The sequence below is a fragment of the Bradyrhizobium sp. NBAIM14 genome (assembly GCF_020193895.1).
GTDB lineage: Bacteria > Pseudomonadota > Alphaproteobacteria > Rhizobiales > Xanthobacteraceae > Bradyrhizobium > Bradyrhizobium yuanmingense.
Genome location: NZ_JADYVQ010000029.1, coordinates 40,871 through 51,793, shown reverse-complemented (window position 1 = coordinate 51,793; position 10,923 = coordinate 40,871). Strand labels below are relative to the sequence as shown.

Below are 10,923 nucleotides of genomic sequence, written 5' to 3'. Positions count from 1 at the left end.
ATTACACGGTCTGGAGCACGGACAGCAACGGCAACTATACGGGCAGTATCGTTCCCGAGGTGACGGGGACGAATGCATCATTTCGGTCGCTCGAGACCACCTTCCAACAGGATCTCAATGGCGATGGCTCCGTTGGAGTTCCTTCGTCGGCTGCTAGCGCCGACGCGTCATCTGCAACAGAGTCTCTCCTGCGGCGCAACGAAGGTTTCGTTTTCCAACCTGAGTTCGAGCCCACTGGTTCAATCAACGGCGGCTTGCCGGATATTTGGAGCCACCTCCTGCGGACTGAATTTCTGTTGGATACGCAAGCGTTCTCGTTCGATTATGGATTCGGGGAAGACCAGCGCACTGATTCGGCCTTCTCGCCTATTGATTCTTCAGGCCTATCCCACATTACCGAGCTTCTGTCGCGAGCCTTCCTGTTTCACTAGGCTGAACAGTGCAACTGCCGAGCGCTGCTCGATTCGAGGCAGTTGGCGAGGAATCATAACTGGGAAAATGCGTTGCTTAGCCGGTGGCATCCCGGCTTCCAACGGTAAGCCATCGTCTAGCCGTGCATCCAATCAGGCGATTTCCAGCGAGTGCTTGAAGTAGGCGATCGTCTCCTTCAGCCCGTCTTCGAGCGCAACCTTCGGCTCCCAGTTCAGCACGGCCTTCGCCTTGGCGAGGTCGGGCTGGCGCTGACGCGGGTCGTCCTGCGGCAGCGGCTTGAACTCGAGCTTGGAGCGCGAGCCGGTGAGCTCGATGACCTTTTCGGCGAGCTCGCGGATCGTGAACTCGGAATTGTTGCCGAGATTGATCGGGCCGGTGACGTCTTCCCCAGTCACCATCAACCGCATGATGGCCTCGACGAGATCGTCGACATAGCAGAACGAGCGGGTCTGGCCGCCGTCGCCGAACACGCTGATCGGCTCGCCCTTCAGCGCCTGGACGATGAAGGACGAGACCACGCGACCGTCATTTGGCTGCATGCGCGGGCCGTAGGTGTTGAAGATGCGCGCGACCTTGATCGGCAGGCTGTGCTGGCGCCAGTAGTCGAAGAACAGCGTTTCGGCGCAGCGCTTGCCCTCGTCGTAGCAGGAACGGATGCCGATCGGGTTGACGTTGCCCCAGTAATCCTCGGTCTGCGGGTGGATCAGCGGATCGCCATAGACCTCGCTGGTCGAAGCCTGGAAGATGCGCGCCTTGAGGCGCTTGGCGAGTCCCAGCATGTTGATGGCGCCGTGCACCGAGGTCTTGGTGGTCTGCACGGGATCGCGCTGATAGTGGATCGGTGAGGCCGGACAGGCCAGGTTGAAGATCGCATCGACCTCGATGTAGAGCGGGAAGGTGACGTCGTGCCGGACCGCCTCGAACAGCGGATTTGCGATCAGATGGGCGATGTTGCGTCGGCTGCCGGTGAAATAATTGTCCGCGGACACCACCTCGGCGCCGGCATCCAGCAGCCGCTCGCAGAGGTGCGAACCGATGAACCCGGCGCCCCCGGTCACGAGGATGCGGCTGTTCCTGTAGTTTTCAAACGGCATGATCGGTTCCAGATTGTCCGCGGGGAGCAGGCTGAGTGGTATCGGCAACGGCCGGACTCGCCAATAGCCAAATGGGTTGGGATGGAGGTGTTATAGTACCTCTACTGTGCATGGGGTTGTTTTGGCATTTCTTTCCAGCCGGGTCCCGCCATACCTCTAGAATTCCCGCCGTTTCAGCCAGGCCCGCGCCCCCCAATGGGCAAAGCACCAGGCGGACCGGGGCAAGGAGAGCTGCTCGACGTTGCGATAGATCTGCCAGACCCATTTGGCCGAGCGCAGCGGACGACTGGAGACCGAGGAGCCTCTGACCCGGTAACGGGCCAGATCCTCGTTGAGGCCGTGTGCGGTATGGCCGCGCTTGAGGATCGAGAGCCACAGGCAGAAATCGTCGTAGCCCTCGTTGTTCATAGCGACGGGACCTGCGATCTCGCGGTCGACCATCGCGGTCAGCGTCGCGATCGCAGTGTTCTTCAGGAGCTGCCCATAGGCGAGCGAGGCCGGCACCTCGATCAGCCGGCCAGTCACCGTGTTGGTGTCGTTGATGCGGCGAAAGGCGGTGTAGCTGAGTGCGGCCTGCTTTGCCTTTGCGAAGGCGAGCTGCCGCTCGAGCTTCTCGGGCAGCCACAGATCGTCGCTGTCGAGGAAGGCGAGATAGCGGCCCTTCGCCTGGTCGATCGCGGCCTGTCGCGCCAGCGCCGGGCCGCCATTCTTCGCCTGCCGGATCAGCTTGACGCGCGGATCGCGCTCGCCGATGCCGGCGATGATTTGCGGGGTCTTGTCCGTCGAGCAGTCGTCGGCGATCAAGAGCTCCCAATCTGTGAATGTCTGGCTCTGCACCGAGCGGATCGTCTCCTCGATCAGGCCTTCGACGTTCCAGGATGGAGTGATGATCGAAACGAGCGGCATGACGGGTCCGTTCAGTTCGCGCGGTCAGGCGCGGCGATTGCGGCACGCAAGGAGGCCGCAAAGGTGTCGAGCAGCTTGGTGTCGCTGACATAGAGCTCGCCCGGATAAGACCGTCGCCAGGCCGACTCGAAATAGGGCGCGCCCTTGGCGGGATCGAACGGCCCGGCGGCGAGCGCCGCGCGCAACCGCGCGGGTACGTCGGCCAGACGATCGACCGCATAGACCAGCGGACAGGAGCGGTAGAATGCGTCGCCCATCACCACCACCGGCTTGCCGAGCAGCAGCGCTTCGGCGCCCGACTTGCTGTTGACGGAGACGACGGCAGCGGCGCGATCGAGCACCGTGTAATTGTTGGTCTGCGGCGGCAACAGCACGAAATTGTCGAACCGGCGCGCGAGCTCGAACAGGCGGGCGGCCGAGATTGCCCCGATCTGGGCAGGATGCTCCTTCACCACCAGCACATGCGAATCCGGGATCGTGCGCAGCAGGAAGTCGACGGTCGCAACCTGGTCGAGATAGTCCGGCGAGCGAAGCGTCAGCGCCATATCTGCCGGAACGTGGAACGGATAGTAGACGAAGGGCGTTTCGGGAAGCGGCTGGTAGAGCTTGCGCAACCGCGTCGCGTTAAGCGCCATCGCGGCATGCACCTGAGCGTGACGCAGATTGTGCCCGAATTCCTGGTGCTTGCCGAGCGCGAACTGGTCCCAGAGCTTTTCGACGAGACGATTGGCGTTGCGCAAATTGACGACCTTCTTGAAGGCCGCCGAATAATGATGCTGGTCCTTCTTGGGAATGACGATCGCGCGCTGCGTCAGCGTGTCGTCGAGATAGGCGCGGACCTCGGATGACACCGTGTCCGCCGGCGTCGGCATCACGTCGGGCGCGCCGAGCGTGTCGGGCGTGAAATACATGCGGCCGCGAAAGAACGACGGCTCGATGAACCAGTTGCGGATGTTGCGGCGCCTTGCGGCGTAGAAGCTCGCGATCACCGAGAGAAAGCCGCCGAGCTCCTGCACCAGCTCCGCGTGCTTGCCTTGCCGCTCCAGCCGGTCGAGCACCGTCTCCATCGCGTTGGCGTAGATCATGAAGCGGCGGCGCAAGGCGGCGCTATCGCGGATCCCGAAGGTGAAGCGCTCATGGCTGAACAGGAAGTTCGTTCCGTCCAACCCGTAAGATGCGACGCGCGTATCGAAGGCGCCGCGATCGTCGGGCGAGGGGCCGGCCTCGAGGCCTTCGCGATACATGTTTGTGACCGGCACGCCCGCCGCCGCCGACATCTCGGCGCTGCGATCGTCGAAGGCAAGCAGCTCCACGTCATGGCCTGTCGCGCGCAGACGCTGCGCGACCGGAATCCAGAACCGGGTCTGGTATTCGGCGAGCGTCGTGATCAGGATCGTCTTGGAGGAGCTCATGGTCTGCAGTACGCTTGATTGAAGTTTCCGCATATAGAAGCTTGCGCGATAGCTCAAGGATGGATTGAAGTGAGTTCCGGTCCCTGATTGTGGTAGCCGACGGTCTCATCAGCTACGATCGCGGGCAGAACAACGTCGTTGGTCGGGTTCACGAACAGCATGCAGCGAGTCGTCTTTCGCGTTGATGCATCGGTCCAGATGGGTTTGGGGCACCTCACCCGATGCCTCACGTTGGCGAATGCGCTTGCCGAAAGGGGAGCGAAGTCGTGCTTTCTCCTGCGCAGCAACGCCGCGGGTGTCATGGCTTTGGTCGAAGAAAACGGACACGATATACGGCTATTGCCGGATCCGCCGGCCGGGAACCCTCTCGAGATGACCGGAGCGGGCATGTATGCGCATTGGCTGCCGATAACATGGCGACAGGACGCGAGGCAGACCTCTGAGGCCATGGACCAGATCGGCGCGGCTGATTGGCTCATTGTCGACCACTATGCTCTCGATTCTCACTGGGAAAACGCATGTCGGCGCGACGGTCTGAGAATTCTTGCGATCGACGATCTGGCCGATCGCCAGCACGATTGCGACATTCTCCTCGACCAGAATCTCGTTCGAGAGATGCACGCGCGCTATCGCGACCAAGTGCCTAAATCCTGTGTGAAACTGCTTGGACCGCGATACGCCCTGCTTCGCCCCGATTTCGCGCAACAGCGTCGCATGTTGCCAAGCCGCAGCGGACAGATTGGCCGCATTCTGGTCTGCTATGGCGGCTCCGATCCTACCAATGAAACGGCAAAAGCCGTGCGAGCAATTGCGAGCCTTCAGATACCTTCAGTAGAGGTCGATGTCGTCTTGGGGCTGAGCAATCCCCATACGGACTCGATCGAGCGCTTGTGCAGCGGGTTGTCGGGCATGCGGGTCTATCGGGGGGCTAACAATATCGCCGAGCTGATGCGGAGGGCCGATCTTTCGATTGGGGCCGGCGGCGTGATGAGCTGGGAGCGCTGTTGCCTGGGCCTGCCTGCCGTGGTGGTCGATATCGCCGACAACCAGGTCGGCGCGCTGACGGCCCTGGCCGATGCGGGAGCTGCGCTGTATCTCGGTTCCGCGACTGAGGTCACGGTTGAGATGGTCGCGGAAGGCCTTCTTTCGCTATTCGATAGTGCACCTCGGGTCAGGACCATGGGCGAGGCCGCCTTTGGGCTGGTGGACGGCGAAGGGAGGAACCGGGTCGTGGCCCGGATGTGCGACTAGGCCGTTGATTTGGGTCCAAATCCTGCCACGTCTCCAAAAATTCCGGAGCGGGTGCGGCCAGCTGGTGGCCAAGCCGGACTTTCGTGCTAAACGCAAGGCGAAACTTGGGAATCCCGCTGTTCGGTCCGTCGGTTGAAGATGAAGATTTCAATCCTCTGCTCCAGCGCGTCGCATCCGGTCTACCCGCACCTGCAGCATTGGGCGCAGGTTACCGGTGCAACGCACGAGGTCGAACTCGTGCGAAGAAAGGTTGAACTCTCGGGCGGGGACATTCTGTTCCTGATCTCGTGCCACGAGATCATTTCGGCGGGCGATCGCGCACGCTACGGCAAGAGCCTCGTAATTCATGCGAGCGACCTTCCGCAGGGGCGCGGATGGTCGCCCCACATCTGGCAGATCCTCGAGGGGAAGAATGACATCGTTGTTTCATTGCTTGAGGCGGAGGACCAGGTGGACACAGGCGCTATCTGGGCCCAACGTCACCTGATCCTCGAAGGCCATGAATTGTTCGACGAGATCAATGCGAAGCTGTTTGCGATCGAGATCGATCTCATGAACGAGGCTGTGGCGAGCATCGGGCGAAAGGCGCCGGTTGCTCAGGATGGGCGCGCGCCGACCTATTATCCACGGCGTTCGCCGGAGGATTCGAGGCTGGACCCGGCCCGGCCATTGGCTCAGCAATTCGAGCTTCTGCGGGTGGCGGATCCTGAGCGTTTTCCAGCGTTCTTCGATTTCCGCGGTCACCGTTATCTGGTGCGCCTTGAAAAGGTTGGAGCAAACGATGGCTGACACGATAACCATCTCCGGGCGCGCGATCGGCCAGTCGCACGAGCCGTTCATCATTGCGGAGATGTCGGGCAACCACAATCAGTCGCTCGAGCGCGCGTTGGCGATCGTCGAGGCCGCGGCCAAGGCAGGCGCTCACGCGCTCAAGCTACAGACCTATACGGCGGACACGATGACGCTTGCGCTCGCGCGCGACGAATTTTTCATCGATGATCCCGATAGCCTGTGGAAAGGTCGTTCCCTGCACGAGCTTTATCAACAGGCCTACACGCCCTGGGAATGGCATGGACCCATCTTCGAGCGTGCGCGCTCACTCGGCATGATTCCGTTCTCGACCCCGTTCGATGCGAGCGCGGTCGATTTTCTCGAAGGCCTCGATGTCGCCTGTTACAAGATCGCCTCGTTCGAGAACACCGATCTGCCGCTCATTCGCAGGGTTGCAGCCACTGGCAAACCCATGATCATCTCGACGGGCATGGCCACGGTGGCCGATATCGACGAGACGGTGAGGGCGGCCAGGGCGGCGGGCTGCAAGCAACTCGTCCTGCTGAAATGCACCAGCACCTATCCGGCGACGCCCTCTGACACCAATCTGCTGACGATCCCCCATATGCGCTCGCTGTTCGGCTGCGAAGTCGGGCTGTCGGACCACACGTTCGGCATCGGCGCGTCGGTCGCAAGTGTTGGGCTCGGTGCGACCGTGATCGAGAAGCATTTCACGCTTGCCCGCGCCGACGGCGGCGTCGATTCGACCTTTTCGATGGAGCCGGAGGAGATGGCGGCCCTCGTGGTCGAGACCAAGCGCGCCTGGCTCGCCCTCGGCCAAGTCTACTATGGCTTGACCGAAAAGGAGAGCAAGTCACTGGTGTTCCGCCGGTCGCTGTATGTGGCGGAGGATCTCGCCCCCGGCGACGTGCTCAGCGAGCAGAACCTCCGCATCATCCGGCCCGGACTTGGCTTGCCGCCGAAATATTTCGAGACGTTGCTTGGCAAGCGCGTAGGGCGCGCGGTTCGGCGAGGAACCCCGATGAGTTGGGATCTGCTCTCGTCTGCAAACGATCCGGTCCCGACGCCACAAGGCGTGGCGAGGGGCGCCCGTGGCTGATCAGCCGCATGTCTGTCTGGTCGTCGACAACCCGCTTCGCGATCTCGAGGGACTGGTGCTGCTCGCGCGGCAGCTGTCGGCACGCGGCGTGCAGGCCACGCTGGTGCCCATGTACGAGCAGGGATTTGACGTCCCGGCCTTGCGGCCTGATCTCGTGCTGGTGAACTACACGCGTCCCAACAATGCTGACCTGATCAAGTCCTACAAGAGCGCCGGAATCCTCGTCGGGGTTCTCGATACGGAGGGAATTGGCGGCAAGAACGCGGACCAGTTTGCAAGTATGGTGAAGAGTGCGGGCTGCCCCGAGCTGGTCGATCTCTACTGCGTCTGGGGGCACGCGCAGTACGCGGCGTTCCTCCGGCAGGATACGGTCGCGGCCGATCGCCTGCACGCCACCGGTTGTCCGCGATATGATTTCTGCGCGCCTCCCTGGCGCGCGGCGTTGCCGAAGCCGTCCATTGGCTCGGGCTACGTTCTGATCAATACGAACTTCCCGACCGTGAATCCGCGCTTCTCCGGCAGCACCTCTCATGAGGAGGAGTCGATGGTCAAGGCGGGCTTCGAGCGCGAATTCGCCCGGCAGTTCATCGCCGATGGCGCTCATGCCTATCGCAGCACTCTGGAAATGGCGATCAAGCTCGCGCAGCATTTTTCCGACGTACAGTTCGTGCTGCGGCCGCACCCATTCGAGAACATCGGCTCGTATGATGCGTTCGCGGCTCTGCCGAACGCAAAGGTCATTCAGAGCGGAACGTCGCTCGAATGGATCAGCGGTGCGCGCCTGCTGGTTCATCAGAATTGCTCCACCGCGATCGAGGCCACCATGCTGAACGTCGAGCCCTTGAGCATGGAGTGGTTCAACACTCCGGCTCTGCGTCTCGATGCGGCGACCCGGGTCAGTCGAGGTGCGGCCGGGGAGGCCGAAATGATCGAGCTGGTCCGGCAGGGTCTCGAAGACCGGATGCCGCCGCTGCCCGCCGAGACCGCGACTTTTCGCCGCGAAATTCTCAGCGAGCTCTATACCGCCGTGGATGGCGCGAGTTCTGCTCGCGTGTCCGAGGTGGTGCTCGCGACAATTTCCGCCCGGCGCGAGGAGGCGTCGACGCCTGCGTCGGTGCGGCCTTCCGTGCGCGGAATGGCCGCTGCTGCGGTTCGTCGAAGTCTGGGCCACAAGACAAGTTCGTTGCTGCGTCGTGCTTACAGCTCCGCCGAGAACGAGCGTCGCCGAAATGGCAAGGCGTTCGGCATCGAGACCGTGAATTCGATATTGAGGCGTCTCGATGAAGCCTCTGTCGACGGCAGGCGCTTTGTTGGGCGGCCGGCCGCGAACGTCCATGTGAAGCGCATGATGAGCGGAGCGAGCGTGCAGCTCGCGGAATTGAACTGACCCGTGCTGCGCCGCTTTGTGCATAACACAGCGATCTCCGCCGTCGCCTACGGTCTCGCTGGCGTGCTGGGCCTGTTTGCGGTCGGATTGATCGCGAAGTCCTACGGTTTGGCCGTGCTCGGTCTGATCGTCCTGGTGCGCGGATTTCTTCCGAGCGGATTTCTCGTTCTGATCGATTTCGGTGTATCGGAGATCGCGACCCAGGCAATCGCTCGCGGGCGGCTCGGGGATTGGGCGGCGGCCGGCGAAAAGATATCGCTCCTGACTGCAATCGCGGTGTTCGCCGGCCTCGTCTCGAGTATCGTGCTCTGGCTTGCCGCACCCGGCCTTGCTCTCCTGTTCAGGGTGGCTCCCGAACAGGCTCAGGCGTTCGTCTCGATCCTCCGGATCACCGCGCTCGTCCTGCCGATCGCCTTCGTCGGATTGATCGTCGAGGGGGCGCTCAAAGGCTTCGAGGAATACAGCTGGCTTCGACTGACGGAAGTCGGAAGCAGCGTTCTCTACGTTGGCTCGATCTATCTCGCCTTCTGGCAAAAGGCTGCGTTCGAGTGGATTGCCTATGCGTATCTCGGCGCCCTGGCCGCAAAATACTTCGTGCTGGCGTTTGTGGTCTACCTTGCGGCACGCGGCACTCCATTGCGCTTCCGTTTCTGGACGCCTGCGAGCCGGCGCGATGTCGTTTATCGCTGTTGGCTCATGTTCAATAACAGGATAGCGGGCGCACTACAGCAAACCCTCATTCCGCTGATGATTGGCGCGCTGTATGGCCCCGTCGAGGTCGGGACCTTTGACCTGCTTACGCGGCTTCCGCGGTTTCTGAAGACGACGATGAGCCCTCTTTACTCGGCGATTCTTCCGATCTCCACCCATCTGGACGAGAAAACGGACGTTCGGCGGCTGCAATTGCTGGGGCGGAATGGTCTGGTTCTGCCGGCCGCGATCATTGTCCCGATCCTCGTTGTCATTGCGCTATTCTCCGAGGACATATTGAGGGTGTGGGTCGGCCCGCAGCATGCGGATCAATGGCCATGGCTTGCCTTGGCGCTGTTCGTTCCTGCCGTAACCGTCATGTTGGGGGCGGGCCAGACAGCGCTGATGGTGCGGTCGGATTTTCTCCGCACCAATACGCATCTCCTCTACTTGCAGGTGCTAACTCAATACATCGTCACGGCGCTCGCCGCGGCTTGGTTGCGCGAGCGCGCATTTCTTCTCGGTTGGGCAATATCTTACGTCCTATTTGCGCCGATCGTAGCCCATCGCATGCTGTCGTTCATGAGTCTGCCGAACTCGCTGTTCTGGCAGCAACTAGGCAGACACGTGTTGGTGGCGGCGATCCTGGCGGCGATGGCAGTCGGCTACAAGATGTACGCCGCACCGCCGACCTTGCTGGCTCTGACCCTTGTAGGGGGGCTCGCGTGCATTGCCGCATGGGCGTTGAGCATCGGCCTGATACTGTCCCGCAGCGATCGGGCAATGGTCGGCAAATTTGCCCGGGCGTTGACGCCGCGCTGATGCGTCCGGAGCCCCTGGCGTGAAGTTCCCGGTCGACACTCTGCGGTTGCTCGCGTTTGGCGGATTTGCTAAGGCCAAAATGGCTGACTGAGCCCATTGGGAACAGCGCGAGTTCGAGATCCGGCAGGGGCAGGGGCGGCAAAAATGGGATTGATGTCCAGGGCGCTTTGGCACGTGAACCGTTCGCCGCTCCGTTGGGCGGTCAAGACGGGCGTCAGCACATGGCACCTAAGCGAGAAACAGGAGCGGCGTCGCCAGGCCGAGCTCCTGACCGTGTCGGCACAGGAGAAAGCCAAGGCCGAGGACTTGAACCGGGACGGTTATGCGGTGGTCACCGAGCTGATGGACCCCTCGATCCAGCAGGCGTTCGCCGACGCAGGCAAGGTGAGGCTCAAGGACATCGAGGGGCTGGAGGCCAAGCAGAGTTCGACCTGGAAGAAATTCTGGGTACGCCTGCTCGATGCCGAGATGCAGAACGGTCAGCTCAGCGCGGACAACATCTTCGTCCGCTATGCCATGCAGAAGTCGATCGTCAACGTTGTCTCGACGGCGCTCGGTGAGGTCCCCTGGCTCGACTACGTGCTGTTGTCTTACTCCCGTTACACCGGTGAGAGCCTGGCCTCCTCGCAGCTTTGGCATCGTGATCATGACGACGTGAGGGTGATCAAGTTCTTCAGCTATCTGACCGACGTCGAAGACGATGCCGACGGTCCGTTCACCTTCCTTCCAAAGCAGTCGACGGACAAGTTCGGCTATCCGCTTCTGGGGAGCCACTTCCCTGACGAGCAGGTGTTCAACAAGGTACCGCGCGAGGACATCAAGGTGATGAGGGCGCCGCGGCTTTCATCCTTCATGGTCGACACGACGAGATGCCTGCACATGGGGAGCCGAATGGGGCCGGGGCATGGACGGCTGCTGTACACCGCGACATTCTTCTCCTTTCCGCGGATGTTCCCCGGTGCCAAGAACCGACCATTCTTTGCCACGCAGAATACGACGGGCTTCGAAAAGCTTCTGCTGGGCCTGTGATGGATAGGC

At 61.8% G+C, this 10,923-nt stretch carries 9 protein-coding genes and 1 pseudogene; 7 read left to right on the top strand and 3 right to left on the bottom strand.

The window, feature by feature from the left end; translation table 11 throughout:
• Positions 1-431 (top strand): annotated as a pseudogene (locus I6F28_RS34950) (hypothetical protein); the annotation flags it as partial.
• A gap of 132 nt (positions 432-563) precedes the next feature.
• On the opposite strand, the gene I6F28_RS34945 reads toward I6F28_RS34950, so the two are convergent.
• From I6F28_RS34945 to I6F28_RS34935, 3 genes are all read right to left on the bottom strand, one after another.
• Positions 564-1,526, bottom strand: a complete 963-nt coding sequence (locus I6F28_RS34945) for a UDP-glucuronic acid decarboxylase family protein (protein WP_036007439.1) — start codon at positions 1,524-1,526, stop codon at positions 564-566.
• A gap of 156 nt (positions 1,527-1,682) precedes the next feature.
• Complete coding sequence (locus tag I6F28_RS34940; protein ID WP_225143487.1) at positions 1,683-2,432, bottom strand: glycosyltransferase family 2 protein; 750 nt, start codon at positions 2,430-2,432, stop codon at positions 1,683-1,685.
• An 11-nt stretch (positions 2,433-2,443) separates the two neighbouring features.
• Positions 2,444-3,844, bottom strand: a complete 1,401-nt coding sequence (locus I6F28_RS34935; RefSeq protein ID WP_225143484.1) for a capsular polysaccharide export protein, LipB/KpsS family — start codon at positions 3,842-3,844, stop codon at positions 2,444-2,446.
• Positions 3,845-4,003: 159 nt separating this feature from the next.
• Between I6F28_RS34935 and pseG the strand changes: the two genes are divergently transcribed.
• The 6 genes from pseG (at position 4,004) to I6F28_RS34905 (ending at position 10,914) form a co-directional block, all read left to right on the top strand.
• On the top strand, positions 4,004-5,095 hold the full coding sequence (gene pseG / locus I6F28_RS34930) for a UDP-2,4-diacetamido-2,4,6-trideoxy-beta-L-altropyranose hydrolase (protein ID WP_225143482.1): 1,092 nt from the start codon (positions 4,004-4,006) through the stop codon (positions 5,093-5,095).
• A 138-nt stretch (positions 5,096-5,233) separates the two neighbouring features.
• On the top strand, positions 5,234-5,884 hold the full coding sequence (locus I6F28_RS34925) for a formyltransferase family protein (RefSeq protein WP_225143491.1): 651 nt from the start codon (positions 5,234-5,236) through the stop codon (positions 5,882-5,884).
• Complete coding sequence (gene pseI / locus I6F28_RS34920; protein WP_225143480.1) at positions 5,877-6,986, top strand: pseudaminic acid synthase; 1,110 nt, start codon at positions 5,877-5,879, stop codon at positions 6,984-6,986. Before I6F28_RS34925 ends, pseI begins: the two co-directional genes overlap by 8 nt.
• The gene (locus I6F28_RS34915; protein WP_225143478.1) at positions 6,979-8,373 is read left to right on the top strand and encodes a surface carbohydrate biosynthesis protein; all 1,395 of its coding nucleotides are present in this window, start codon (positions 6,979-6,981) and stop codon (positions 8,371-8,373) included. Before pseI ends, I6F28_RS34915 begins: the two co-directional genes overlap by 8 nt.
• 3 nt (positions 8,374-8,376) lie before the next feature.
• Positions 8,377-9,885 carry a lipopolysaccharide biosynthesis protein gene (locus tag I6F28_RS34910; RefSeq protein ID WP_225143476.1) on the top strand — a complete coding sequence of 503 codons (1,509 nt, stop codon included), beginning with the start codon at positions 8,377-8,379 and terminating at the stop codon, positions 9,883-9,885.
• Between the two features lie 153 nt (positions 9,886-10,038).
• Positions 10,039-10,914, top strand: coding sequence for a hypothetical protein (locus tag I6F28_RS34905; protein ID WP_225143474.1), 876 nt, complete (start codon positions 10,039-10,041; stop codon positions 10,912-10,914).
• Positions 10,915-10,923: the final 9 nt, after the last annotated feature.